The 24,920-nt window shown below is 44.9% G+C and carries 24 protein-coding genes; 6 read left to right on the forward strand and 18 right to left on the reverse strand.

All coding sequences use genetic code 11. The features are described from left to right. Nucleotide 1 precedes the first annotated feature (1 nt). The 3 genes from rplC to LU279_RS10045 form a co-directional block, all read right to left on the reverse strand. Complete coding sequence (rplC, locus tag LU279_RS10035) at nucleotides 2-634, reverse strand: 50S ribosomal protein L3 (protein WP_274422375.1); 633 nt, start codon at nucleotides 632-634, stop codon at nucleotides 2-4. Nucleotides 635-769: 135 nt separating this feature from the next. After that, nucleotides 770-1,087 carry a 30S ribosomal protein S10 gene (gene rpsJ, locus LU279_RS10040; RefSeq protein WP_022067337.1) on the reverse strand — a complete coding sequence of 106 codons (318 nt, stop codon included), beginning with the start codon at nucleotides 1,085-1,087 and terminating at the stop codon, nucleotides 770-772. Between the two features lie 657 nt (nucleotides 1,088-1,744). After that, on the reverse strand, nucleotides 1,745-2,866 hold the full coding sequence (locus LU279_RS10045) for a hypothetical protein (RefSeq protein ID WP_274422376.1): 1,122 nt from the start codon (nucleotides 2,864-2,866) through the stop codon (nucleotides 1,745-1,747). A 127-nt stretch (nucleotides 2,867-2,993) separates the two neighbouring features. On the opposite strand from LU279_RS10045, the gene LU279_RS10050 reads away from it, so the two are divergent. Continuing rightward, nucleotides 2,994-3,899, forward strand: a complete 906-nt coding sequence (locus LU279_RS10050; RefSeq protein ID WP_274422377.1) for a phosphatase PAP2 family protein — start codon at nucleotides 2,994-2,996, stop codon at nucleotides 3,897-3,899. A 110-nt stretch (nucleotides 3,900-4,009) separates the two neighbouring features. Here the strand turns inward: LU279_RS10050 and LU279_RS10055 are convergent, their stop codons facing one another. Genes LU279_RS10055 through LU279_RS10075 form a run of 5 tightly spaced genes read right to left on the reverse strand, consistent with a single transcriptional unit; the run spans nucleotide 4,010 to nucleotide 7,801 of the window. Then, entirely contained in the window at nucleotides 4,010-4,267 is a 258-nt protein-coding gene (locus LU279_RS10055; RefSeq protein WP_138270704.1) for an HPr family phosphocarrier protein, read from the reverse strand. Further along, the gene (gene whiA / locus LU279_RS10060) at nucleotides 4,264-5,211 is read right to left on the reverse strand and encodes a DNA-binding protein WhiA (RefSeq protein ID WP_274422378.1); all 948 of its coding nucleotides are present in this window, start codon (nucleotides 5,209-5,211) and stop codon (nucleotides 4,264-4,266) included. Before whiA ends, LU279_RS10055 begins: the two co-directional genes overlap by 4 nt. Before the next feature lie 35 nt (nucleotides 5,212-5,246). Continuing rightward, on the reverse strand, nucleotides 5,247-6,128 hold the full coding sequence (rapZ, locus tag LU279_RS10065) for an RNase adapter RapZ (RefSeq protein WP_274422379.1): 882 nt from the start codon (nucleotides 6,126-6,128) through the stop codon (nucleotides 5,247-5,249). 3 nt (nucleotides 6,129-6,131) lie between these two features. Next, nucleotides 6,132-7,052 carry a UDP-N-acetylmuramate dehydrogenase gene (gene murB, locus LU279_RS10070; protein WP_330684642.1) on the reverse strand — a complete coding sequence of 307 codons (921 nt, stop codon included), beginning with the start codon at nucleotides 7,050-7,052 and terminating at the stop codon, nucleotides 6,132-6,134. 20 nt (nucleotides 7,053-7,072) lie between these two features. Next, nucleotides 7,073-7,801 (reverse strand): tRNA threonylcarbamoyladenosine dehydratase, encoded by a 729-nt coding sequence (locus LU279_RS10075; RefSeq protein WP_274422380.1) that lies wholly within the window; start codon nucleotides 7,799-7,801, stop codon nucleotides 7,073-7,075. 150 nt (nucleotides 7,802-7,951) lie between these two features. Here LU279_RS10075 and LU279_RS10080 point away from each other — a divergent pair, with 150 nt between their 5' ends. From LU279_RS10080 to LU279_RS10100, 5 genes are read left to right on the forward strand one after another with little or no spacing between them, the layout of a single operon-like run. Next, nucleotides 7,952-8,368: a stage V sporulation protein AB gene (locus tag LU279_RS10080; RefSeq protein ID WP_274422381.1), complete on the forward strand. Its 417-nt coding sequence runs from the start codon at nucleotides 7,952-7,954 to the stop codon at nucleotides 8,366-8,368. 55 nt (nucleotides 8,369-8,423) lie between these two features. Next, entirely contained in the window at nucleotides 8,424-8,894 is a 471-nt protein-coding gene (locus LU279_RS10085) for a SpoVA/SpoVAEb family sporulation membrane protein (RefSeq protein WP_274422382.1), read from the forward strand. Then, entirely contained in the window at nucleotides 8,891-9,961 is a 1,071-nt protein-coding gene (locus tag LU279_RS10090; RefSeq protein WP_274422383.1) for a stage V sporulation protein AD, read from the forward strand. Before LU279_RS10085 ends, LU279_RS10090 begins: the two co-directional genes overlap by 4 nt. A gap of 15 nt (nucleotides 9,962-9,976) precedes the next feature. Continuing rightward, on the forward strand, nucleotides 9,977-10,333 hold the full coding sequence (spoVAE, locus tag LU279_RS10095; protein ID WP_274422384.1) for a stage V sporulation protein AE: 357 nt from the start codon (nucleotides 9,977-9,979) through the stop codon (nucleotides 10,331-10,333). A 22-nt stretch (nucleotides 10,334-10,355) separates the two neighbouring features. Then, entirely contained in the window at nucleotides 10,356-10,988 is a 633-nt protein-coding gene (locus tag LU279_RS10100; RefSeq protein ID WP_274422385.1) for a stage V sporulation protein AA, read from the forward strand. Here the strand turns inward: LU279_RS10100 and LU279_RS10105 are convergent. The 10 genes from LU279_RS10105 to LU279_RS10145 all read right to left on the reverse strand — a co-directional run bounded on the left by LU279_RS10105 (nucleotide 10,973) and on the right by LU279_RS10145 (nucleotide 24,912). Next, complete coding sequence (locus LU279_RS10105) at nucleotides 10,973-11,695, reverse strand: SigB/SigF/SigG family RNA polymerase sigma factor (protein ID WP_274422386.1); 723 nt, start codon at nucleotides 11,693-11,695, stop codon at nucleotides 10,973-10,975. The two genes, LU279_RS10100 and LU279_RS10105, sit on opposite strands and share 16 nt — an antisense overlap. 9 nt (nucleotides 11,696-11,704) lie before the next feature. After that, nucleotides 11,705-12,130 carry an anti-sigma F factor gene (gene spoIIAB / locus LU279_RS10110; RefSeq protein ID WP_274422387.1) on the reverse strand — a complete coding sequence of 142 codons (426 nt, stop codon included), beginning with the start codon at nucleotides 12,128-12,130 and terminating at the stop codon, nucleotides 11,705-11,707. Between the two features lie 2 nt (nucleotides 12,131-12,132). Then, nucleotides 12,133-12,459, reverse strand: coding sequence for an anti-sigma factor antagonist (locus LU279_RS10115; protein ID WP_274422388.1), 327 nt, complete (start codon nucleotides 12,457-12,459; stop codon nucleotides 12,133-12,135). 209 nt (nucleotides 12,460-12,668) lie between these two features. After that, nucleotides 12,669-14,030 carry a tetratricopeptide repeat protein gene (locus LU279_RS10120; RefSeq protein WP_274422389.1) on the reverse strand — a complete coding sequence of 454 codons (1,362 nt, stop codon included), beginning with the start codon at nucleotides 14,028-14,030 and terminating at the stop codon, nucleotides 12,669-12,671. 17 nt (nucleotides 14,031-14,047) lie between these two features. Next, nucleotides 14,048-14,200, reverse strand: a complete 153-nt coding sequence (locus LU279_RS10125; RefSeq protein ID WP_274422390.1) for a hypothetical protein — start codon at nucleotides 14,198-14,200, stop codon at nucleotides 14,048-14,050. Nucleotides 14,201-14,316: 116 nt separating this feature from the next. Beyond that, nucleotides 14,317-15,618 (reverse strand): bifunctional folylpolyglutamate synthase/dihydrofolate synthase, encoded by a 1,302-nt coding sequence (locus LU279_RS10130; RefSeq protein ID WP_274422391.1) that lies wholly within the window; start codon nucleotides 15,616-15,618, stop codon nucleotides 14,317-14,319. 132 nt (nucleotides 15,619-15,750) lie between these two features. Continuing rightward, a complete protein-coding gene (locus tag LU279_RS10135; RefSeq protein ID WP_274422392.1) occupies nucleotides 15,751-17,772 on the reverse strand; it encodes a sulfatase-like hydrolase/transferase in 2,022 nt (673 codons plus the stop codon). A gap of 15 nt (nucleotides 17,773-17,787) precedes the next feature. Next, nucleotides 17,788-20,442, reverse strand: coding sequence for a valine--tRNA ligase (locus LU279_RS10140; protein WP_274422393.1), 2,655 nt, complete (start codon nucleotides 20,440-20,442; stop codon nucleotides 17,788-17,790). 155 nt (nucleotides 20,443-20,597) lie between these two features. Beyond that, complete coding sequence (locus LU279_RS13630; protein ID WP_442870153.1) at nucleotides 20,598-20,837, reverse strand: hypothetical protein; 240 nt, start codon at nucleotides 20,835-20,837, stop codon at nucleotides 20,598-20,600. 163 nt (nucleotides 20,838-21,000) lie between these two features. Continuing rightward, nucleotides 21,001-24,912, reverse strand: a complete 3,912-nt coding sequence (locus LU279_RS10145) for an FtsX-like permease family protein (RefSeq protein ID WP_274422394.1) — start codon at nucleotides 24,910-24,912, stop codon at nucleotides 21,001-21,003. Nucleotides 24,913-24,920: the final 8 nt, after the last annotated feature.

Raw genomic sequence — 24,920 nt, forward strand, 5'->3', positions numbered from 1 at the left:
ATTATAAAGACTTTACTGATTCTTTGATGGTCACCAGAGATTTCTTAGGTCCTGGAACAGCACCTTTAACTAACAGTAAATTGTTCTCTGTATCTACGCGTACGATTTCAAGGTTCTGTACAGTTACCTGAACATTTCCCATCTGACCTGGCATCTTTTTGCCCTTGAATACTTTACTCGGATCAGATGCAGAACCGTTGGAACCTGCATGACGGTGATATTTGGAACCGTGAGCCATAGGTCCTCTGGACTGTCCGTGTCTCTTGATCGCACCCTGGAAGCCTTTACCTTTTGAGATTGCAGTTGCATCGATGTGCTCGCCTGCAGCAAAGATGTCAGCTTTAATTTCCTGTCCTACCTGATATTCAGCAGCGTTGTCAAATCTGAATTCTTTCAGGAATCTCTTTACGTCAACGCCTGCTTTTTCAAAGTGGCCTTTTTCCGGTTTGTTGACCAGTTTCTCTCTGATCTCACCAAAACCAACCTGAACTGCTGCATATCCGTCGTTCTCCTCAGTTTTAACCTGAGTTACCACACACGGACCAGCCTGTAAAACTGTTACCGGAATCAGAAGACCATCTTCATTGAAGATCTGAGTCATTCCGACTTTTGTAGCTAAGATAGCTTTCTTCATTACATTTTCCTCCTTATAGCGGATTACCCGTCCGGGCAATCATATAGTTTTTGAAGCACTCGGGATTCCGAGTGAACTTACCTTGTTCATATGCCGACTGACCTGAGCCAGCCAGCACGCAGTACCGGGTACTGCTTATTTTGTTTTCATTTTGATATCGATGTGAACACCTGCCGGCATTTCCAGTCTGGAAAGTGCGTCTACAGTTTTCTGAGTAGGTGTCATGATATCGATGAGTCTCTTATGAGTTCTCTGCTCGAACTGCTCTCTGGAATCTTTGTATTTGTGAACAGCTCTTAAGATTGTTACAACCTCTTTTTTTGTCGGAAGCGGAACCGGTCCACTTACCTTTGCACCGTTCTTCTTAACAGTGTCGATGATTTTTGCTGCAGATGCATCTACTAACTGATGATCATAAGCTTTTAATGTGATTCTCATTACCTGATTTGCCATAAAAAAAGTCTCCTCCTATTCGTACTCAATTATGCAGTACGACAAGCGGCGACTGTACACATCTCCGTGTGTGTCCTAAGACATCTCTTCACACGCCCATCCCAAGATGGTTATTGAACTCTGTACAGTGACTTGTCGTCAGTTTCCTAACTTGACATTCGCTCCACGGAAAACCTGCTAATTAAAGCAGCAACCTCTCGCTTCATTGCTATCATGTCACAGCAGTTATCAGTATACACAATGATTTCCAATAATGCAAGTACTTTTTTCAATTTTTTTATTTTTTCTTACGCAAGGAAATTTCTATGTCATATATATCGGATCAGACACGTAAAATAACGGGATTCTCTTTTATATACAGCCCAAACACTTTGTAGGATATCCGACACTTCCCTATCATTTTCATAACCATATATAATAGGAAAGATTTTTCTGTTTCTGTCTCATAAAATTAGTTTTTATATGCGCCAGTATTTATTATTGAGCCGCTTTTTATTGTAAAACCTCTTTTATTAGTGAAGAGCTTTCATTATAGAACCGCATTTATTATAAAACCATTTTTATCATTGAATCCCTTTTATTATTGAGCCTCTTTTATTATAGGACTCAAAAAACAGCGCAGACGGAACTTTTTGTTCCTGTCTGCGCTGTTTTGTTTTAATCCTCTTCGCTTTCTTCTGTATCTCCTCCAAGAATATCAGAATAATCAAAAAGTGTTACTTTTGTAATGGAATCTCTCACAATGTCAGGAGCATCGCCTTCTCTTTTTGCCTTATCTGCAAGCTGGGCGGCTGTCCATACCGGCATTGCCATTTTTTTGATCTCAACAGGAGTTTCTTCTTCCTCCCACTCTTCTTCCACGCTCTTCATACGGTTTCTTTCTTCCTGAAGATCCCGGAAGCTCGGAAGCTCTTCTGTGCGCTCAGACGGAACATCTGCTGTTGCTGCTTCTTCAGCCGTAGCAGCTGCGATTTCCTTTTTAAGAAGCTCGTGAGCCTCACTGGCAGCTGCCTGCATATTCTCAGGATGGACGCCTGTTCTTTCCTGAGTTCTTACCGGACGTTCCTGCTCTTCCTCCTCCAGATCGTCCTCATAGATTTCATCTACAAATCCGCCTGTACGGATTTTCTTTCTTCTCTCTTTTTCTTCTTTTTTTGCCCTTTTTCTGCGATCTTTCTCACCGTAAAGAAGCTCTCTGTCCTCTTCCTGCATCCGTCTCTCGCGGGCTTTTTCTTCCATTTTAAGTTCTTTCTGAGTTTTAAGGTATCTGCGGTCTCCCTGAAGATCCTCATATTCATCCAGAGTCTCAGGCTTCTTCCACAGTTCTGCGATCACATAAAGTATGATCAGGAAAAGAACTGCAAGGGCAAGAACAATGATCCCTTCTGTACTCTCTGTTGCTGCCATAAGATAACCGATCAGCGGAATTGTGATCACAACCTTCGGAACCCAGTTCTTTACAGATACGTTAATATTCTCAGATACCGCAGATTCCGGATCAATGGCAACTCCTGTATTTGTCTGTCTGTCAACACTTACAAGGTTATAACGATATGTACCCTCTCCATCCTGTACAAGAATCGGAGCGCCTGCATTTACAGTTTCAGTCTTTACCGGGATTGCATAGGTCACAGATCCCATTGCAAGATTTGTTTCCTTATTTTTATTATCAATGATCACAGTTTTTATTCCAAAAAACGGTGGCAGTGCCAGTCCAAGCACTATGGCAATCGTACAGACTATCACGAAATGTACGATAAATTTCAAAAATTTAGACATTTGTATATCCCTCACTTCTGTTTTTGTGGTAGTAGTGTTTTGAATACTTTAGTTATTATACCTTGTTTTTTTGCCACGGTCAACTTATAATGTCACATATCGAATATTAATTTCAAGGAGGAAGTTTATGGATTTTCTGAATCTGCTTTCACAATACCGAACGCCTGCGTTTGATATTTTTTTTCAGGGTATTACGCTTCTGGCCCAGGAAACCTTTGTAGTTGTAGTAATCTGCTGGCTTTTCTGGTGTTCTAACAAAAAACTTGCCTACTGTCTCGGTTTTACATACTTTACTTCCGGCCTTCTTGTTCAGGGGCTGAAAATAACTTTCCGTGTCCCCCGGCCCTGGCTTCTGGATCCTGCCTTTGAGCCTGTCGCTTCTGCTGTTCCGGGTGCAACCGGATATTCTTTTCCAAGCGGTCACACCCAGAGCATTACCGCTCTTCTCGGTACCCTTGGACTGTATTCCAGAAAAAAGCTCCAGCGTTTTCTGTGCGCGCTTTTTATTCTGCTTGTAGGATTTTCCCGGATGTATCTGGGCTGTCATACTCCTCAGGATGTGATTGTATCTTTTCTTGTCACGTTCCTGTGTGTGATACTCTGCTATTCTTTCCTATATAAAAGAGAGTTCGCTGTGGGAAAAGAGCTTTTTATCTCTGTATGTATGGCTGCAGTGTGCCTGGCGCTTCTAATCTATACAACCGTTCTTTATAAAAGCGGAACCATTGAATTCCATTATGCGCAGGACTGCATCAAAGCCTGCGGCGCCGGTTTTGCCTTTGCTGTTGGCTATTATATTACAGAAACTCATATTTCCTTTACCCCGCCTGATGGTACAAAAAAACGTATCCGCCGTTTTCTTGTAGGTATGGCAGTGACCCTGCTTCTTCAAGTTGGACTGAAGCCACTGATCGGCGAGTCGCTTCCGGCTTCTTTTGCACGGTACTTTATTGTAGTTATCTGGATTGTAACCGTTTACCCGTTTCTCTTTTCAAGAAGGCGGCAAACCTCCTGCGGCAAGGCTCAGGCCTAAAAAACAAAGCCGCTTTACTGCTCTTTTTCATTTTGATAAGTAAATCTGACATAAAAAAACACCTCCCTGAATTGGTCTTCCTTCCGGGCGGTGTTTTTATTTACATTTATTTAATTTTGATTACTTAAATACCGTTCTATACTGCTCATAGCAGCTTCTTCATCTTCTCCATTAGCGGAAAGTGTAATTTCCTCACCTGAATCCAGCCCCAGAGTCATCATCCCCATAATGCTCTTTGCATTGACTTTTTTCTTTCCGATCTCAACATATATCTCGCTGTTAAACTGGCTGGCTACCTGTACCAGCTGCGCCACCGGGCGTGCTTCAAGACCAGTAGACAGTTGAATTGTAACAGGTTTTTTAATCATAATAACTCCTCCTTGTCATTTCGCAGCTCATCCGCTATCTCACTTAATTTCCTGAGACGGTGGTTCACACCGGACTTGCCAACCTGGGGATTCAGCATCATTCCCAATTCTTTTAATGTAGCTTCCGGATACTGCAGTCTCAGCTCGGCGATTTCAGCGAGACCTTCATTGAGGCTGTGAAAACCAACCCTGCGCTCAATAAGCCGGATGTCCTCGATCTGCTTCACTGCTGCACTGACCGTTTTATTAATATTTGCTGTTTCACAGTTTACTTTTCGATTAACAGAATTCCGCATTTCCTTCAGTATCCGGATATTTTCCAGATTCATCAGAGCAACATTTGCTTCCATAACTGCCAGGATATCCACAATCTGTGCGCCTTCTTTCACATAGACCACATATGATTTTTTACGCAGTACAATCTTGGCATCAATCTGAAAGCCACGAATAAGCTCCTGCAGCTGTTCTGCCTTTTGCTGATCCGAACACACAATCTCAAAATGATATCCTTTTTCAGGATCACTGATGGAGCCGGACGCCAGAAAAGCCCCGCGAATAAACGCCCGCTTACAACAGTTTTGCTGTGTGATCAGAGTATCTTCCAAACAGAGCGCCTCTCTGTCTTCTCTGCTCACAGAAAGCTTCGTCCCCTGAAGAATATTTTCTATCTTATCAGAATCCTTTATTTCCACAAAATAGACATTTCCCTTCTTCATCTGACGGCTTTCGCGGACAATTATTTCAGTATCTATATTAAATGTTTTTTGCAATAATGTAAAGCCTTTTCTTACGACTGCCGCATTTTCCGTCTGCAGTCTCAGATTTCCATCACATGTAATTCTGCCGCAGGCGCTTAAAAGCGCTGCTGTCTCTGCAATTCTGCAGTGTCTGGCAGAACTGATCTGCCTGGAAAGTTCTTCTTTCACCATCCCCGAAAAAGACAATTCCACGTTCTCCTGTCTGCTTATTTTTCCGTCTGTTACTGTTTCTTCAGAAGAGCATCTTTCCCGATATCCCTGTGCTCCAGGCGGATCCCATATTCTCTGGTTTCCTGCAGTCTGTCATAAAGAACTCTTGCCAGAGTTACAGACCTGTGTTTGCCGCCGGTACAGCCAATACCGATCACCAGACTGGTTTTTCCCTCTTTTGCATAATTGGGAATCAGAAATTTCACCATATCTTCCAGTTTATCTGCGAAATCAGCTGCCGCCTGACAATCCATTACATACTGAAAAACATCTTCATCCATCCCTGTATGAGGTCTGAGTTCATCAATATAATAAGGATTCGGAAGAAATCTCACATCAAAAACAAGATCCGCATCATCCGGTATTCCATATTTAAATCCAAAAGAAAGAACCGAGATCACCATATTGCTGAATTTTCCGTTGTCCACAAAAATTCTGTTGATCTCCTTTTTCAGCTCTCTGGTAAGAAGATGTGAGGTGTCTATGATATAGTCAGCTCTTTCTTTCAGGAATCTTATTTTTTCCCGCTCTCTGCGAATCCCTTCATCCACTCTTCCGTACCTTGCCAGGGGATGACTTCTTCGGGATTCTTTATAACGTTTTACCAGCATACGGTCATCTGCGTCAAGAAACAGGATCTCAAACTCATAGCCCGCCTCTCCAAGCTTTTCCAGAACCTTTTCCAGCGCTCCCAGGTCCCGTCCGCTTCTGGCATCAATTCCAATTGCCGCATTCTGCACGTCCTCCCCCTGCATTCCTGCCATCAAAGACACAAATTTGCTTAAAAGAGGGATCGGAAGATTATCCACACAAAAATAGCGGGCATCCTCCAGCATTTTCAGAGCGGTACTTTTGCCCGCTCCTGATAATCCGGTTACTATTACAAGACGCATTTCTTATCTCCCGTTAAAATCACCCAGGAACTTCACCTCAGGTTCCAGGGTAACTCCGAATTTTTCTCTTACCACCTGGATCACATGATCCATCAGGGCTCTCACATCTTCTGCTGTGGCTCCCCCGGCATTGATCACGAAGCCACAGTGCTTTTCTGAAACCTGCGCCCCGCCGATACGATATCCGCGCAGTCCGCTGTCCATGATCAGCTTTCCGGCAAAATATCCCTCAGGTCTTTTAAATGTGCTGCCTGCGCTCGGATAATCCAGAGGCTGTTTTTCTGTACGCCGTTCTGCCAGATCTTTCATTGTGGCACGGATTGCTTCCTCATCTCCCTTTTTCAGAGAAATCACTGCTTCAAGCACAAGGTATCCCGCTGTCTTAATGATGCTGGTGCGGTACCCCATTTCCAGTTTATCTGCAGGAATCGTAAGGATTTCTCCTTCTCTTGTCATAACGGTAACTTCTTTCAGAACATCTTTCAGTTCTCCGCCATAAGCTCCTGCGTTCATCACAGCAGCTCCGCCGATCGTTCCCGGAATACCTCCTGCAAATTCAAAGCCTGTAAGAGAAGCGTTTCTTGCCGCAACTGCAACAGAAGAGAGCAGCGCTCCTGCGCAGGCATGGATTTCTTCACCGTCCAGACGGATTTCTTCCATATTTCGGTCCATCTGAATGATCACACCTCTGTATCCGCTGTCACTGACCAGAAGATTGCTGCCGTTTCCCAGAACAAAAAACGGAAGCTTTTCTTCTTTGCACAGTCTCAGCACGCCTCTGATCTGCTCATAATTTTCCGGCATGGCAAACACATCCGCCGGTCCGCCGATCCTGAAAGTGGTATGCTGACTCATAGGCTCGTCAAAAAGCACTCTGTCGGTTCCGAGAATTTCGATAAATTTCTGTCTCATTTCTTCTTTCACAGGTTCTTTCCTCTATCTTTCTATTTTTTATTTAATCCTTTTCCATTTACTGTCAGGATATCTCTGACAACCTCTCCGGCGATCAACATGCCCGCCACACTTGGCACAAAAGAAATACTTCCGCCGACTATCTCCCCGTTTCTGGCCTCTGTCACTTTTTTCGGACAGCGTTCCCGGGAATACAGAACCTTTACTTTACGGATTCCTTTTTTGCGAAGCTCCGTACGCATTTTTTTTGCCGCCGGACATATGTTTCCTGTCCTGGAAATATCCGTGATCTCAAATCTGGAAGGATTCAGTTTTCCCTCTGTTGCCAGACAGGATATTACCGGCGTACGGCATAGTTTTGCCTGCTCGATCAAAAGAAGCTTGGATTCCATACAGTCAATGGCATCCACAATATAATCATAGCCTCTCAGATCAAACATGCCCAATGTATCCTGATTGTAAAAGGTTTCGTACGTATGGACCAGAATATTCTCGTCAATATCCCGGATCCGTTCCTTGGCAACCTGTACTTTTTTTCTGCCAATGGTAGAATGCAGAGCAAAAAGCTGCCGGTTAATATTTGTTGCAGATACTACATCGTGATCCACCAGCGTAAGGCTTCCCACGCCGCAGCGGGCAAGAGCCTCCACGGCATAAGACCCCACGCCGCCCAGACCAAACACTGCAATCTGCGCTCTTCCCAGACGATCCACGCCTGTCTGTCCCAGTAATAATTCCATTCGGGAATATACGTCGTACATACGTAAACCTCCTGCGTTATTGTTTATCTTTTTAATTATACTATCCACTGTAGAAAAAGTACAGGTTTTCATAGTTTTTTAAGAATTAATGTATAATTTTCATGTTTTTTTACATAATACACACTAAATTCCGCGAAAGGAGAACTTTTCATGTGGCAGCAGATATTTCTGGGTATCCTCGGACTTTGCTCCGGGATCATTATCGCCAGCGGTGTGGCAGGGCTTCTGATCGGTCTCTCTATTGTCCCCCGCTACGCTGGCATTACACATACCGCCGATCATATTTCTCTTTATGAAGATATGTGTTTTCTGGGAATCTTTCTTGGAAATCTTGTGTGTCTGTTCCGGCTCCCGCTGCCTCTGGGAACTCCTTTTTTAATTTTATTGGGTGTATTTTCCGGTATTTTCCTTGGAGGCTGGATTCTGGCTCTTGCGGAAGTCGCTGATATGTTTCCTGTTTTTACAAGAAGGATACGGCTGACACAGGGACTTCCCCTGATTATCCTGTTTATCGCCCTGGGAAAACTGACCGGTACACTTTTTTATTATTATTTTGGCTGGCAGTAAGTCCCATTATATTCATAAACATCTGAAAAGTCAAAAATTTGAAAGGAAAATATTTATGGTAAATTCTGAACAGTTAAAAAAACAAAAACAGTACGAAAAATATGTAAAACAGGTAACTCCCGTCCACAGCCTTCCACTGAATATGATAAAAGCATTTTTTACAGGAGGACTGATCTGTGTGTTCGGGCAGTTTCTTCTGAATACAGCGCAAAGTTTTGGGGCAGATAAAGAAGAAGCCGGAAGCTGGTGCTCTCTGATCCTGATTCTGATCAGTGTGATCCTTACCGGTCTGAATTTGTATTCCAAAATCGGAAAATTCGGCGGAGCCGGAGGTCTTGTACCCATTACAGGATTTGCCAATTCTGTTGCCGCCTCTGCCATCGAGTTCCAGACAGAAGGACAGATTTTTGGCATCGGCTGCAAGATCTTTACTATTGCAGGACCTGTGATCCTTTACGGAATCCTCAGTTCCTGGCTGGTTGGATGTGTTTATTATATCCTTAAACTTATGGAGGTGATCATATGACTGCCGGAAAACTGACAGGAACCGCCAGCATTTCTTTTGAACAGCCTGTATATATTGAAAGCGCAGCTGCTATTGCCGGAAAAAAGGAAGGAGACGGCCCTCTTGGAAATCTTTTTGACATGGTTTCTCAGGACCCTCTCTTCGGAACAAAAACCTGGGAGGCAGCAGAAAGCACTCTACAGAAGGAAACCGCAGGGCTTGCCATTGGAAAAGCAGGGCTGACTCCCTGCGATATCCGTATGGCCTTTGCCGGCGATCTGCTCGCTCAAACCATTGCCTCTTCTTTCGGAATTGCAGAAATGGGTATCCCTTTTTACGGACTGTACGGCGCCTGCTCCACCATGGGAGAAGCGCTGTCACTGGGAGCAATGACAGTTTCAGCCGGTTATGGAGAGCATATCCTCTGCGCTGCCTCCAGCCATTTTGCCACAGCAGAAAAAGAGTTTCGCTTTCCGCTGGGCTATGGAAGTCAGCGTCCCCTTTCCGCTACCTGGACTGTAACCGGAAGCGGCGCCTGCGTCATCGGCTCCAAGCCTCCTGTTTCTGAAGAACGTTCAGAATATTCGCCTCTTTGCAGCAGCTCCGGATGTGCAGTCATCACAGGAATTACCACAGGAAAAGTAATCGACTATGGTTTCCATGATTCTCTTAATATGGGCGGCTGTATGGCTCCTGCCGCCTGCGATACCATCTGGCAAAACCTTTATGATTTCGGCCGGACACCGCAGGATTATGACGCTGTTTTTACCGGAGATCTTGGGATGGTAGGCCAGCGCATCCTTCAGGATCTGCTTTCCGAAAAACACATTGATATCAGCAGAGTCCATCAGGACTGCGGACTCCTGATCTATGACAACACTTCTCAGGATACCCATTCCGGCGGAAGCGGCTGCGGCTGCGCTGCTTCTGTACTTGCAGCTTACATTCTCCCGGAAGTTGTACGGGGTACATGGAAAAGGATCCTGTTTGTACCAACAGGCGCCATGCTCTCCAAAGTCAGCTACAATGAAGGCGAAGCTGTTCCCGGCATTGCCCACGCTGTTGTCATTGAACACAAAGATCTTTAACAGGAGGAATATCTCATGGATTATTTTAACGCTTTCTGGGTAGGCGGTCTTATCTGCGCTCTTGTCCAGATCCTTCTTGACAAAACCAGGCTTCTTCCCGGAAGAGTCATGGTCATTCTTGTATGCTCCGGCGTTATCCTCAGCGCCATCGGCCTGTATCAGCCTCTTACAGATTATGCCGGGGCAGGCGCTACTGTACCTCTGACCGGTTTTGGACAGATATTATGGAAAGGCATGAAAAAAGCCATTGACCGGGACGGGCTTCTCGGACTTTTTACCGGAGGCTTTACTGCCTGCTCTGCAGGCGTTTCCGCTGCTCTGATCTTCTCCTGGATCGGAAGCCTTATTTTCCGCCCCAAAATGAAAGACTGATCTTTCGGAAAGGACTTCATCTATGAACGACACCTTATATCTTCAGCTTGATCAGAATATCGAAGTTCATCATCCTCATGTGTACCTTCAGGATATTGCCCGTCTGTCCTGTACAAACACAAAGCTTCTTAACCGCCTGAGAGTTCTGCCTGTCACCAACCTGGATCCTGCAAAGCCCGGCCGGTATGTGATGTCTGCCATGGATCTGGTAGATCTGATCCAGAAAAAAGAACCGGAACTTACCATTACCCATATAGGTGAACCGGATTTTATCCTCACCTACAAAAAAACAGGTTCTGTCCATCAGATCTTTCATATCGTCAAAATTGCTTTCGTCTGCCTGGCTTCCTTTTTTGGCGCAGCCTTCTCGATCATGACTTTTAACACAGATGCGGACGTAGGAAAACTTTTTAGACAGATTTATGAACAGGTAACAGGCAGCACTTCCAACGGCTTTACGATTCTTGAAATCACCTATTCTGTGGGACTTGGTCTGGGCGTTATATTTTTCTTTAACCATTTCAGCAAAGTAAAGATCACTTCCGATCCTTCTCCCATGCAGGTACAGATGCGGATCTACGAGGATCAGGTAAACTCCACTATCATTGAAGATATCAACCGGAAGCAGGCAGCGGAGCATCAGGATCCGTTATAAAACTCCCTCAGCTGCTTTATGATCCGTTTTTCCATTCTGGATACCTGAACCTGGGATATGCCCAGTATGCCTGCGATTTCTGTCTGGGTCATATCCTGAAAATACCGCATACAGATCAGTCTTCTTTCATCCTTTTCCAGTTTTCCAAGAACCTCCTCCAGAAGAATCCTGTTCAAAAGATTTTCCTGCCGATTCTCTTTTTCCTCCAGTCTGTCTGCCAGAGTGATCTCTTTTCCCTCTCCCTGGTACACTGTCTTATAAATGGATTCCACCGGAGCACCTGCTTCCATTGTCATGGCAAGCTCTTCCGGAGCCATGTTTACCGCACGGGCCAGTTCCTCCATGTCAGGCTCCCTTCCCAGAGTCCGCTCCAGTTCTGCCCTGGTCTGAAAAACTTTGCTGCAGTTTTCCTTTATGGATCTGCTGACTTTTAACATTCCGTCATCTCTTAAAAATCTCCGGATTTCTCCTGCGATCATGGGTACTGCATAAGTAGAAAATTTCACATCAAATCCTGTGTCAAACTTATCCACTGCCTTTAAAAGTCCGATGCTTCCGATCTGAAAAAGATCCTCCATCTCCACGCCCCGTCCCAGAAATCTTTTTGCCACACTGTAGATAAGTCCTGTATTCTCCTCAAAAATTGTATCTCTCGCCTCTTTATCCCCCTGGTGCGCAAGCCCGATCAGGGCAAGAGTATGCTCCATTCCCCCTCCTTATCTTCGGATTGTCTTTTTCATGTGGACAGACGTTCCTACGCCCACTTCAGAATCAACAGTCACCTCATCCATAAAAGCCTCCATAAACGTAAATCCCATTCCGGAACGCTCCTTTTCCGGTTTTGTTGTATACAACGGCTCCATGGCTTTTTTTACATCAGGGATTCCTGTTCCCTGATCTGTAATGTCCACAAAAATCTCTCTTCCTTTCAGCTTCAGATCCATGCGTATCTTATGTACCTCGCCCTCATACCCATGAATAATACAGTTTGTCACAGCTTCCGATACTGCTGTTTTAAGATCCGCAACCTCCTCCAGCGTGGGATTCAGCTGCGTACAGAAAGAAGCTGCTGCAATACGCGCCATCCCTTCATTTACCGGACGGCTGTCAAAAACAATTGTCATTTCATTGGTGTTTTCCATGGTCACTTCTCCTCTCCCTCAGTTTTCTGAATTTCTATATATTTGTGAACCCCTGACAAATGCAGAAGCTTGTCAATATGGGGATTCACCTTTACTGCGCAGATGCATCCCTGTCTCATTCCCAGAGCCCGGTAACGCCCCATTAGAAGTCCGATTCCGGAGCTGTCCATAAATCCTGTATTCTGAAAATCAAACAGCATGGTCCTAATATACACATGGCTCATAATCCGGTCTGATTCTCTGCGTATCTCATCTGACACCGGATGATCCACATCTCCCGGAAGATGCACAGTCAGGTTTGCTCCCTCCAGCTCAAACATTTCATTCATGATTATTTTCCCCCTTATTCTTCATTTTATTCCTTTTTTCCCCATTTTTTATCTGATGTTGATTCTATATTTCCCCGCTTTTCTGTTGTTTTTCAGAAGTCCGGCTACGATTTCGGCAAGTGTAGTCCGGCTTTGCTGGGCACACGCATGAAAAAAGGGATGTGCTTCTGCACATCCCCTGCTCCGAGGTTTCTCTCATGTTATCTGCCTTATTCATAATAGGAGCTGTCGTCATAGGTTCCTTCGTCATAATATCCGTCATCATAATAACCGGAATCATCAGAACTTCCCTCATCGTAGCTTCCTTCATCAGAATATCCGGAGTCGTCATATCCTGAATCGTCCGAACTTCCTTCTGTATTGCCGGAATCTCCGCTGCCTTCCCCTCCGGATGCGCCATCCGTCTGGGGCTGTTCCGGATCTCCGATTCCTGCTACGCCTGTAGCGTCCCGGATGGTAATATAGATTGACTTCAGCGATTCCGGAAGAACATCCACCTGCACATTCTTTATCGCTACAGCTGCTTCATCCAGATTCTGCTGCTGATAAAAAGTATACGCTGTAAGAAGCGACTCGTAGCTTTTGCTCTTTGCCTGCTCTTCCGTCAGCTGTTTAGATACCGTTTCCGCTGTATTATCAGATTTTTCTGCTTCACCCTGTACCTTGGTAAGCTCTGCTCCCTGTGTTGCCAGAGATTCGCTGTACTGAACGATCTGCTGATTTGCCTCCTGATAAATCCCCTGTTTTATGGCAGGAACTGCAAGAAGCCAGAACGCTATTGCGCCTGCTGCCATTCCGGACATGATCAGAAGGAACACCGGAAGTCTGGATTTCTCATGATAAACCGGTGTCTGTACCGTATATTCGCTTTCTGCCGGATCATACTCCATGTTTTTATTTTTATTATCCCTGAAAAAGCCTTTTTTCTGCTTTTCCAGTCTGGTTGTCACGCCAGTCTGTTCATCTACCTCTCTTAAAAATCTAAGAGTTGTCGTATTTGTCTTGTCAATTTTCGCCGCTTTTCTGAGCGTTCTCCTTGCCTTGCTCCACTCTCCGTTTTTTATCTGGATCAGAGCCAGAAGATGATATCCCTTGATCAGCTTGGGATTCTGAGAAAGAATCCTGCGAAGCTGAATGGAGGCCATATCCTCATGGCCTTCTCTGCACAGAAGAAGCGCGTGGTTATATTTCCGGATGGTGTCATTGATAGCCTTCAGTTTATTGCTGTTTGCCTGAAGTCTGCCAATATATTCAGATGCAAGGTTTCTTGTAGGCTGAAGATTTTTGCTGATCACCCATTCACTGAGCGCAGCAACTACCTCGCCTGTTTCAAAATACACAAGTCCCAGAAGATTTCTTGCTCTGATATTTCTTTTATCATAAATAAGGCTCTGTTTCAGACAGGCAATTGCCCCTGACAGGTCACGGATGCTTGCCTTTTCCAGCCCCTGATTATAAAAGCTCTTGGAAAGATAATCCACTTTTTTCTGAATCAGTACATTGTACCCGCAGCTTGGACAATAATCAAGATCCATATCTGTAAGAAATGCACCGCAATTCACACAATTCATCTGTAGAATTCTCCTTATTATTTTACGCGCCTGTTACTCTTGGCCTCTCTTAATACTTCCTGAAGCACATCAAGAATATCAGTGAGCTCTCTGTCGTAAATCGCATCTTCTGCTTCCCGAACGTCAAGACACGGCTCAAACTTCTTCAGTTCTTCCTCATAATCTATCACTTAGCTTCCTCCTTATTGCTCGATGTTCTCTGAGCATACAGGTACACCCTTGGGTGTTTCCTCCTTACTGCTCGATGTTCTCTGAGCATGTTGGTACACTCCTGAGTGTTTCCTCCTTACTGCTCGATGTTTTTCCGGATGATTGCTTTAATCTCTCCCACCAGGTACAGAGATCCTACGCAGAAAAGCATTCCGTCCTCTTCTCTGTATTCAAGAGCTTTTCTGAATGCCGTTTCCACATCCTCACAGCTTTCCGCACAAAGGCATCCCTCTTTCCGGAAAATATCCGCCAGCTGTTCTGCCGGAACCTTTCTGTATCCTCCTACCTGTGTCACGATCACATGCTGGAACCGGATCCGTCCTGCGACAGTCCGGATCATATCTGTATAGTCCTTATCATCTACAGCAGAAAACAACAGCGTCAGAGGGTAATCCTCCTGAAAATGTTCTGCTGTCTCCACAAACTTTTCTACTCCGTCCTCGTTGTGAGCGCCGTCCACGATCACTCCCGGAAGCACCGTTTCCATACGTCCCTGCCAGCGTGTTTCCCGGATGCCCCGAAGAACAGCATCTTTCGGAAGCTTTACCACATCCTGGAGAACCTCTGCGGTTTTTAGCGCCAGAGCCGCATTCATCACCTGATACTCGGCAATAAACGGAATGGAAAATTCTGTGTTTCCATAATACTCATTCTCCATACAAAAATCAATGCCCGCACTGGTATTTCGCAGAATTTCCATATTTTCCTTTTTTACCTCATAATATGGACTGCCCATTGCCTCTGCCTGCTTCCGGATCACCTGTGCTGCCTCCATGTTATTGCCGTCATAGATCACAGGTACTCCCGGAACAATGATCCCTGCCTTTTCTCCTGCAATTGCCTGTATGGTATTTCCCAGATACTGCGTATGATCAAAGCTGATGGATGTGATCACGCAGGCAACGGGATCCTCCACTGCCGTTGTGGCATCCAGACGTCCTCCAAGGCCGGTTTCCAGCATTACATAATCCAAACCTGCCTCAGCAAAGATCACCATTCCCATAAGAAACAGCATTTCAAAATATGTCGGATGATAGTTTCCCTCTGCAACAAGCTCATCTGCAAGAGCCTTTACTTTTTTAAACGCGCTCAGAAAAGACTGATCGTCAATGTTCTTCTCATTGATCTGAAAACGTTCATTGATCTCAACCAGATGAGGAGATGTAAAAAGTCCGCAGGAATATCCTGCTTCTCTGAAAATGGAGGTCAGAAAAGCGCAGGTACTTCCTTTTCCGTTAGTTCCCGCCACATGAATGACTTTGAACTTTTTTTCAGGATTTCCCAGGCGCTCCAGACACTCTTTTGTATGGGAGAGTTTGTTTTTTGTTGTAAACTTTGGAGTTTCTTCAATATAAGCAACCGCTTCTTCGTAATTCATAAAAAAATTCACCACTTCATCTAATGTTTTCGCAGCGGCATCAGAGGCTGTCTCTGATATACCGCTACGATATCATTATATATGAGTGGTGAAATATGTCCAGTACCAATCGTAATCTTTTATTCGGCAGAATCAGTTATCTTCCGTCGGCAGTTTCCATTTATTTTCATCGAACAGCATATAGCAGGAACGGTCATAGCTCTTGCTCAGAGCCTTTCGTGTTGAGCTGTTGCTTCTCTGAACCACGGAAAGCCTGTCGAAATCTTCCAGTTCTGTACCGGAGATCATCAGTGTCGTGGGATTTACATAAATGGTATCGTGCCATTCTCCATTCAGTTTTACCTGACTGGACGGCGTAAAATTAGTTCCCGTGATCCGATAAGTATGATCCCAGGCTGATACCAGTGAAACTCCGTCTAAAGTCACATCATAAAGTCCGAGGCGCATCTTTGTCCTCTTAAACGGATTTTCTCCTTCATAGGAATGTTTCTTTCCATAAAGCAGATCGTACTGAAGAGTTTCCAGATCCACCTGGTAATTCTTTGTATTTCTTCTTGCCTGATGATAACGGAATACGGTTCCCTCATGAATACCAACACGGTCCAGTACCTCTGCTGCCATCTGATAAGCTGCAAGATTCACATCTTTTTTCTCAAGGCCAAAGTTGTCCCACATAACATACTGTGTCTGGAAAAGATATTTATTGTCAACATCCTCCACAGTCAGCCCCATAGTAGGAAGGTGATCCCCATACATAACAAGAACCACATCTTCCGGATAATCCTCCAGTCTGTCTGTAAGCTCTTTGACAAACTCATCCATCTCATGGATCTGATTTACATAGTACTCCCACTGATTATTCTTTGAAGCAGTAGGGGAACCTGTCACAGTGATCTCATGCTCTTCAAGCTCCGGTTCCTCAGGGTAAGCTCCGTGTCCCTGAACAGAGATGGTATAAACATAATCCGGCTGATCCTCTGTAGAATCCAGACATTTAATAATCTCGTCTGTGAGAACCCGGTCTCTTGTCCAACCTAGAGGATTTTTATCCTCCTCCTCAGGCATGTACTCTGCAGAGGTGAAGGTGTCAAATCCAAGATTCGGGAAAATACTTCTTCTTCCGTAAAAATTCGCTTCATTATTATGTATGGCATGACTGGAATATCCCAGTTCTCCCAGAACATACGGAGCGCTTTCACAGGTTGTCTCCTTGAGAATGCTCTTGTAAGGATATTCTCCGGGACCGAAATACCGGAGACTCATACCTGTAATGGATTCAAACTCTGTATTTGCAGTACCTGCGCCTACAGACGGTACTTTATAATATCCTGAAGTATACTCCTTCATAAGCTTACGGAAAGTAGGGATCGGATCTTCGGATATCTCCAGATAATTTACAAGTTCCGGATCAAAGAAAGATTCCAGCTGCAGAAAAATAATGTTAGGGTATTCTCCCTCTCTGCTTTCCGGCAGATTCTCTTCTGTGTTTTCGATCCTTTTGATTTCTTTTTCCGAATAATCTCTTGGGCAGCTGATTCCTGTATCAAAAATCGTAACCCCAAGACAGTAAGGATATCCGTAATCCTCATAGGCAAAGGCTATGTTTCCGAAATAATTGGACAGAACTCTTTTTTCCAGAGCAAGCTGAGTCACTCCGGCAAAAAGTACAAAGCCTGCAAGCACCAGCGGAATATTCCAGCGGTATTTCAGCTTGCCTTTAAACTTCGGCCCTTTGACAATCAGCGCCAGAAGTGTCAGTGCAAAAAGTCCCAGTACGATCAGCGCTACGACCACACCCCATTTAGGGAGATATTTTTCCAAAAGAGCCATTCCGTCTGTCAGAAGGTGAAGGTCCGGTCCGGTAAACGGTGTGACACGGGTAGCCAGGATCACACCGTTTATAATTCCAAGAAGAAGCCAGAACATCACCAGCATCACACGGATAAAGCATCTTCTTCTGAACAGGTATACGATCAGAGAAGATGTAAAGATCAGCGCCGCATTGTAGGCAAACACCAGCGGTCTGCCTGTCATAAAATCCCATGCCTCAGTAAAGGAATGTCTGCTGATAGCCTCGATCAGATAGTAGCCTACTGCGCTGACCAGAGCATGAAGCAGCAGAGAAATCCTGTTACATATATCATACCATTTCATCTTAACGCTCCTTTATCACTTTTGCATCTGTGAAAGCTGTACGTTTACCTTTTCCATCATTTCTTCGTATTTCTGAAGTTTTTCTTTTTCTGCATCTACCTTTGCAGCAGGCGCTTTATTTACAAAGTTCGGGTTATTCAGCATACCCTGGCAGCGGGCGATCTCTTTTGTAAGACGCTCCTGTTCTTTTGTAAGACGCTCGATTTCTTTCTCTCTGTCAACCAGATCTTCCAGTGGAAGATAAACAACTGCGTCAGAAACCACTACGGAAACTGCGTCCTCGCCAATTCCCTCCTTTGTTTCCTGAACCTGGATCTCTTTTGAGAAAGCAAGGTTTACAAAGGATTTTTTGCAGGCTTCATAACGGGCGCAGGTATCTGCATCTCTTCCTACAATATAAAGGCTTGTTTTACGGTTTACCGGAACGTTCATCTCTGTACGTGTATTACGGATGCCTCTTACTGCCTCTTTAAAGCCCTCTACTGCCTTTTCTGCTTCCGGGAAGCTTCTCTCTTCTGTGTATACCGGCCACTGGGAGATCATAATGGAATCTTCCTCCGGAAGAAGAGTACAGTAGATTTCCTCTGTGATAAACGGCATAAACGGATGAAGCAGCTTCAGACCTTCTGTAAGAACTGTGCGAAGTGTCCACAGAGCCTCTCCGGCTGCCTTGGGATCTTCCTCTGCCTTCCACAGACGAACTTTTGCCATCTCGATATACCAGTCGCAAAGCTCATCCCACAGGAAGTCATAAACCTTCTGAACTGCAATACCAAGCTCATATTTTTCCATGTTTTCTGTTACTTCACGGACAACGGTATTCAGTCTGGAAAGGATCCACTGATCCTCCATGCACAGCTCCTTCAGGTTCTCAGGAGCAGCGACTGTTCTGCCTTCCAGGTTCATCATGATAAATCTGGATGCATTCCAGATCTTATTTGCAAAATTACGGCTGGATTCTACTCTCTCCCAGTAGAAACGCATGTCATTTCCAGGAGCATTTCCGGTGATCAGTGTCAGACGAAGAGCATCTGCGCCGTATTTGTCGATCACTTCAAGAGGATCGATTCCGTTTCCAAGAGATTTACTCATTTTTCTTCCCTGGGAATCTCTTACAAGACCGTGGATCAGAACATGATGGAAAGGAGCCTTTCCAGTCTGCTCCATAGCGGAAAATACCATACGGATAACCCAGAAGAAAATAATATCATAGCCTGTTACAAGCACATCTGTAGGATAGAAGTATTCCATTTCCTCAGTGTTGTCCGGCCATCCAAGAGTGGAGAACGGCCACAGTGCGGAGCTGAACCAGGTATCCAGAGTATCCTCATCCTGATGAAGATGAGTGCATCCGCATTTCGGGCATTTTTCCGGCATCTCACGGGCAACAACAACCTCGCCGCACTCTTCACAGTAGTAAGCCGGGATTCTGTGTCCCCACCACAGCTGACGGGAAATACACCAGTCGCGGATATTTTCCAGCCAGTGAAGATAGGTTTTGCCAAAGCTTGCAGGAACAAATTCCAGCTCGCCCTCATTGAGAACGTCAATAGCAGCCTTCGCCATCTCATCCATGCGTACAAACCACTGCGGTTTGATCATGGGCTCTACAGTAGTTCCGCAGCGGTCATGAGTTCCGACATTGTGAGAATGTGGAACGACTTTAACAAGAAGTCCCTGCTCTTCCAGATCTGCCACCATAGCCTTACGCGCCTCATAGCGGTCCATTCCGGCATATTTACCCCCAAGGGAATTGATGGTAGCGTCGTCATTCATGATATTGATCTCAGGAAGATTGTGACGTTTTCCAACCTCAAAGTCGTTAGGATCATGTGCAGGTGTGATCTTCACACAGCCGGTTCCGAATTCCTTATCAACATACTCGTCTGCCACAACCGGGATCTCACGGTCTGTAAGAGGCAGCTTCAGCATTTTACCAACCAGATCTTTATATCTGTCATCATCAGGATTTACCGCAACTGCAGTATCACCCAGAAGTGTTTCCGGACGGGTGGTGGCAATCTCCACAAAACGTCCTTCTTCTCCAACGATCGGATAATTAATGTGCCAGAAAAATCCGTCCTGATCCTCATGTTCTACCTCTGCGTCAGAAATAGAAGTCTGGCATACCGGACACCAGTTGATGATCCTGGAGCCTTTATAGATATAGCCTTTTTCATAAAGCTTGATAAACACTTCCTGAACTGCCTTTGAGCAGCCTTCATCCATGGTAAAGCGTTCTCTTTCCCAGTCTGCGGATGCGCCAAGCTTTTTCAGCTGATTGATGATCTTTCCGCCGTACTCTTCCTTCCATGCCCAGGCATGTTTTAAAAATTCCTCACGGCCGATCTCGTGCTTGTCAATTCCTTCTTTTTTCAGCTTGTCAATAACCTTAACCTCTGTAGCGATTGCCGCATGGTCTGTTCCCGGCTGCCACAGCGCCTCATAGCCCTGCATTCTCTTAAAACGGATCAGAATATCCTGCATGGTTTCATCCAGCGCATGTCCCATGTGAAGCTGACCGGTAACATTGGGCGGCGGCATAACAATGGTAAAAGGTTTCTTATCCGGATTTACTTTTGCATGAAAGTAACCATTGTCCATCCATTTTTTGTACAGACGCTCTTCCAGTCCTTTCGGATCATACGTCTTTGCAAGTTCTTTGCTCATAATAAACCTCCTGTGTATGTTTTCTGTGATAGTGAGGGGAAGATCTCTATCATTTACTAAGAAAGTCAGTACAGAATGTACCTGCTTTTATAATAAATAAAGAAGCCCCTCACACCTAAGTGTGAAGGGCGAATCTTGTCGCGGTACCACCTTCATTATGCAGGAAACAGACAGATTGTCACTTTTATTCCTCTGCACATCTCATTTTCCTTTAACGCAGGATCTACGTGAAAGCCTGCTGCCGGTTTCTGTGCGTTCCCTCCGGCCATCAGCCTCCCGGCTCCAAAGCTACCTTCTGCTGCATCTTTCTGAGAATATCTTCCAGCCAGCGGATATTCCTCTCTGTCAGGGTATTCAGCATACTCCTCTTCTTCCTCGCCTTTGTTATGGTACATACTATAATTACATTTTTTGCGGTTGTCAAGCAGGAACTCAGAAATTTTACAGATATTTCAGTAACTGTATTACTGTCTGCTCCATTCGCAGGAACCTGGTGAAAATACATATTCAGGCATCTCTGGTGATGACATTTTGCGCTGTATATCGCAGGACCGCCTTTTATTCTACGGATTTCAAAGATTCCACCATATTGATCTTTGTGAGTTTCCTGTGCATAAACCAGTTTACAACAACTGAAAAAATACAGGTTATTACCGCACAGTACAAAAAGCTTACAGGACGGATGTCCCGTCCAAACATTACTGCATCTACTTCCACAGTCAGAATAATATATCTGTGAAGCAGAACTCCAAATCCTGAGCCAAAGATGATTCCTGCAATAGTCAGAAGAATATTTTCTCTCAGCACATACTGGGAAACCTCTTTGTCATAAAAGCCCAGAACCTTCAACGTTGCCAGCTCCCTCTGTCTCTCCGTAATATTAATATTATTCAGATTATACAGCACTACAAACGCAAGCATTCCTGCTGAAACGATCAGTACCACAATAACAATTCCCAAGGTACTGAGCATACGTTCCACCTGAGCAGCCATACTGGAGGTATAGCTGATACTAAGGGCTCCCGGCTGTTCAATGATCTTTTGTCCTATTTTTTCTGCCTGATCCAGATATTCATCCTTTACAGAAAATACAATGTCCTGATAATCCGGTTTTTCCCCAAAAGTCTGTTCATATACCTTTGGCGTCATGTAAATGTAATGTCCCATGTAGTTTTCTGTAATTACCGCTACCTTTGCATGAAACTCCTCATTCTCCCGCTTCAGAGTAATGGTGTCGCCCACCTGAAGTTCCAGAAGCTTTGCTGTCTTTTCGCTGATAACCGCGCCTTCATCCGTCAGTTCATAGCTCTCTCCTGTAAGACGATTTCTCAGTGTCACATCCTCACGGAAGGTTTCCAGATTTTCCGGCACATAGAGATAAACGCTGATATTTGACTTTCCGTCCGGCGCTGTGATCTTGCTGAACTGGATATTTGTAAATCTTTCCAGTTTTTCGTTTTTGTCCAGATACTCCTTCAGTTTCTTTCTGTCCTCATCAGAGGCATCCTCATCTGTAATAATAGTTCCGTCATAATGCTGCAGCTCTGAATACTGTTTTACCACAATATCAGAAATGGAATCTCGTATGCCAAAACCTACCAGCATCAGCGCCATGCTTCCGGATATACCGAATATTGTCATAAACAGACGTTTCTTGTAACGGAAAAGATTTCTGAGGCTTGACTTCCAGGTAAAGTTCAGATGTTTCCACAAAATTGTGATTTTTTCTACCAGAACTCTTTTGCCTTCTTTTGGCGCCGGTGGACGCATCAGAGAAGCAGGCGTTTCAGAAAGTACCCGATAACAGGAAACAACAGTGGCTCCCACCGTACAGATAAGTGCGGCAATCGAAGCTGTCATGGCAAATTTCAACTCATAATGGATCTGAAGGCTGTCTCCCACATTGTGGTACATAATTCCATACGCTTTGATAATGATATAAGGAAGAATTTTTTCTCCGATCAGTACGCCTGCCACACTTCCTCCCACAGTGGCAAGAAATGCATAATTCAGATATTTGGACGCAATAGAAAACTTTCCGTATCCTAAAGCTTTCAGCGTTCCGATCTGTGTTCTCTGTTCCTCTACCATTCGAGTCATGGTAGTAAGACTGATCAGCGCCGCCACAAGGAAAAAGATTACCGGAAAAACTTCTCCTATACTTTTGATCCTGTCTGCATTATCTCCATAATCAGAATATTCCGGAAGATCGTTTCGGTCTGTAATGATCCATTCAGGTTCTTCAATCTCTGAAATTTCCTTTCTGGCATCTTCTATCTTCTGCTCACCTTCCGCAATTTCTTCTTCCGCTTCTTTTTTGCCGTCCTCATATTCTTTCCAGCCATCTTTAAGCTTTTGCTTTGCTTCCTTTAAATCCTTTTCCGCATCAGCAAGCTTTTGCCGGTTTTCCCTGATCTCAGCTTCTCCATCTGTTATTTTTTTCTGGCTGTCCTCAAGCTCCTGTTGGCCGGAATTCAATTTCTGCTCGTTTACCTCGATTTCCTTTTGAGCAGAGTTCAGCTTTTGCCTGTTTGCATCAATTTCTGCCTGGCTACTGTTTAAAATTGCCAGACTTTCCTGAAGCTTCTTTTCATTCACAAGCAGCTTCTTTTCATTTGCAGCAATCTGTTTTTTTGCCGGTTCCAGCTTGGCCTCTTCCTGCTTTAGCGTTTCTCTGCCTGAATCAATAGCCTTCTGAGCTTCTTTTAAAGACTCTATCGTTTTTGTCAGCTCTGCTTTTTTCGTTTCTGCCTGAGTGATTCCCTTCCGGACAGCAGCAAGACCTGCTTCCAGCTCCGGCTTTTTTGCCGCTGTTGCAGTACAGGTATCTAACGTTGCTTGCACCTGACCTGCCACGTCATTGGCTGCGTTCAGCTCTCCCTGCGCTGCTTCTACATTCCCCTGCGCTGTTTCCAGATTTCCTCTTGCTGTTTCCACAGCATTCTGATAAAAAGCAAGTTCCTCTTCCGTGATCTCTCCGGCTTCAAATCTCCGGACAGCATCTTCCAGAGCTGCCTGGGCTGTATCAAAAACGGACTGGGCTTCACTGACTTCTGACTGAGCAGCGTCAAACGCAGCCTGTTTTTCTGCTGCAGTACGCTGAGCAGCTTCCAGAGCCTGCGTCAGTTCCGGAATCTGCGCCTCGGCTTCTTCTGCCTGTCTGATTCCTTCCTCAAGCCGGGGAATCTGATCCTGAAGCTGTGCGATCTGAGCATCAATGGCTTTCATTCCGCTTTCTGCCTGAGCAAGTCCGGCATCCAGCTGATTCTGTTTTTCATCCAGCTCTGCCCTGGTCCGGTCTATTTTTTTCTGGCCGTCTTCCAGCTGTTTTTTTGCATTATTTAACTGAGCACGGCCTTCCTCAAGCTGTTTTTTTCCACTGTTATACTGACTCCAGCCGGCAGAAAGCTTTTCCTGGGCTGCATTTAACTGATTCCAGCCATCTGCCGCCTGCTGTTTTGCTGCTGCAAGCTGATCTTTTCCGTCAGCCAGCGTGGTTTTTGCAGAAGCGATCCGATTCTTTCCGTCAGAAATTTCCTGTTCTGCATCTGAAAGCTGTTTTTTACCGTCTTCATATTTCTTTTTTCCGTCTGAATATTCTTTTTCACCGTTTTCAAGCTCGTCCCGGGCATCTGAAAGCTCTTCATCCGCTTGCTTTTTGCCGTCTGAAAGCTCTTTCTCTGCATCCGCCAGCTCTTCCTTGACTTCAGACATCACATCATCATATCTGAGCTGGCAGCGCTCTGACTGGATTCCCTCCACCTTATCCTGAAGTTTCTCAATAAGACGGTCATAGGCCTCTGTATAACTGGTTACCTGATCCACACCCTGAGCGCTTATATAGATCTGTGTAAAAATATCCTGATCAAAATCCTCAGGCAGCACATAGGCAAACCCGTTTACCTCGCCGGAGCCAAGCGTTGTATTTCCTCTGTTAAAGGATATGTAAAGAGGAGATCGTCCCAGGCCGACTACCGTATATGTTTTCTTTTTCAGAAAAGGATCGTCTGTATCCTCTCTTAATTCAATCTGATCTCCGATCTGATATCCCTGGGCTTCTGCAAATTCCACATCCAGAAAACATTCTCCGCTTTTTTCCGGAATATGTCCCTCTGTTACGGTAAGGCCATTTACCTTCTCATTGACAGCTTCTACATGGAGAACTTTCTGCGTTTCTTCCTCCCCGCACAGCACATCTGTTGACCAGGCTCCCTCAGCCCATTCTACTCCCTCAACCTTACGGATGGCCTCTACATCTTCTTCTGTCAGTCCCAGAGTTCCCATCACCCTGAGATCCATCATTTTGCTCTCTGTATAGTAAGCATCCCCGGAAAGCCTCATATCAGGGGAGCTTGCCTGAATTCCGGAATAAAACGCAACTCCAAGGGCAACAATACAGAAAATAGAAATAAAACGCGCCTTGGTTTTTCTTATTTCTACCCAGAAATCTTTATGCAGTGCCTTCTTCATCACGCTCA

The organism is Blautia sp. XA-2221, from assembly GCF_028767025.1.
Taxonomy (GTDB): Bacteria; Bacillota; Clostridia; order Lachnospirales; family Lachnospiraceae; genus Blautia_A.

Bases quoted from the DNA above. Each gene is read 5' to 3' on its own strand.
- rplC (WP_274422375.1), bottom strand. From the start codon at position 634: ATGAAGAAAGCTATCTTAGCTACAAAAGTCGGAATGACTCAGATCTTC.
- rpsJ (WP_022067337.1), bottom strand. From the start codon at position 1,087: ATGGCAAATCAGGTAATGAGAATCACATTAAAAGCTTATGATCATCAG.
- LU279_RS10045 (WP_274422376.1), bottom strand. From the start codon at position 2,866: ATGTCTAAATTTTTGAAATTTATCGTACATTTCGTGATAGTCTGTACG.
- LU279_RS10050 (WP_274422377.1), top strand. From the start codon at position 2,994: ATGGATTTTCTGAATCTGCTTTCACAATACCGAACGCCTGCGTTTGAT.
- LU279_RS10055 (WP_138270704.1), bottom strand. From the start codon at position 4,267: ATGATTAAAAAACCTGTTACAATTCAACTGTCTACTGGTCTTGAAGCA.
- rapZ (WP_274422379.1), bottom strand. From the start codon at position 6,128: ATGCGTCTTGTAATAGTAACCGGATTATCAGGAGCGGGCAAAAGTACC.
- LU279_RS10075 (WP_274422380.1), bottom strand. From the start codon at position 7,801: ATGTACGACGTATATTCCCGAATGGAATTATTACTGGGACAGACAGGC.
- LU279_RS10080 (WP_274422381.1), top strand. From the start codon at position 7,952: ATGTGGCAGCAGATATTTCTGGGTATCCTCGGACTTTGCTCCGGGATC.
- LU279_RS10085 (WP_274422382.1), top strand. From the start codon at position 8,424: ATGGTAAATTCTGAACAGTTAAAAAAACAAAAACAGTACGAAAAATAT.
- LU279_RS10090 (WP_274422383.1), top strand. From the start codon at position 8,891: ATGACTGCCGGAAAACTGACAGGAACCGCCAGCATTTCTTTTGAACAG.
- spoVAE (WP_274422384.1), top strand. From the start codon at position 9,977: ATGGATTATTTTAACGCTTTCTGGGTAGGCGGTCTTATCTGCGCTCTT.
- LU279_RS10100 (WP_274422385.1), top strand. From the start codon at position 10,356: ATGAACGACACCTTATATCTTCAGCTTGATCAGAATATCGAAGTTCAT.
- LU279_RS10105 (WP_274422386.1), bottom strand. From the start codon at position 11,695: ATGGAGCATACTCTTGCCCTGATCGGGCTTGCGCACCAGGGGGATAAA.
- spoIIAB (WP_274422387.1), bottom strand. From the start codon at position 12,130: ATGGAAAACACCAATGAAATGACAATTGTTTTTGACAGCCGTCCGGTA.
- LU279_RS10115 (WP_274422388.1), bottom strand. From the start codon at position 12,459: ATGAATGAAATGTTTGAGCTGGAGGGAGCAAACCTGACTGTGCATCTT.
- LU279_RS10120 (WP_274422389.1), bottom strand. From the start codon at position 14,030: ATGAATTGTGTGAATTGCGGTGCATTTCTTACAGATATGGATCTTGAT.
- LU279_RS10130 (WP_274422391.1), bottom strand. From the start codon at position 15,618: ATGAATTACGAAGAAGCGGTTGCTTATATTGAAGAAACTCCAAAGTTT.
- LU279_RS10135 (WP_274422392.1), bottom strand. From the start codon at position 17,772: ATGAAATGGTATGATATATGTAACAGGATTTCTCTGCTGCTTCATGCT.
- LU279_RS10140 (WP_274422393.1), bottom strand. From the start codon at position 20,442: ATGAGCAAAGAACTTGCAAAGACGTATGATCCGAAAGGACTGGAAGAG.
- LU279_RS13630 (WP_442870153.1), bottom strand. From the start codon at position 20,837: ATGTACCATAACAAAGGCGAGGAAGAAGAGGAGTATGCTGAATACCCT.
- LU279_RS10145 (WP_274422394.1), bottom strand. From the start codon at position 24,912: ATGAAGAAGGCACTGCATAAAGATTTCTGGGTAGAAATAAGAAAAACC.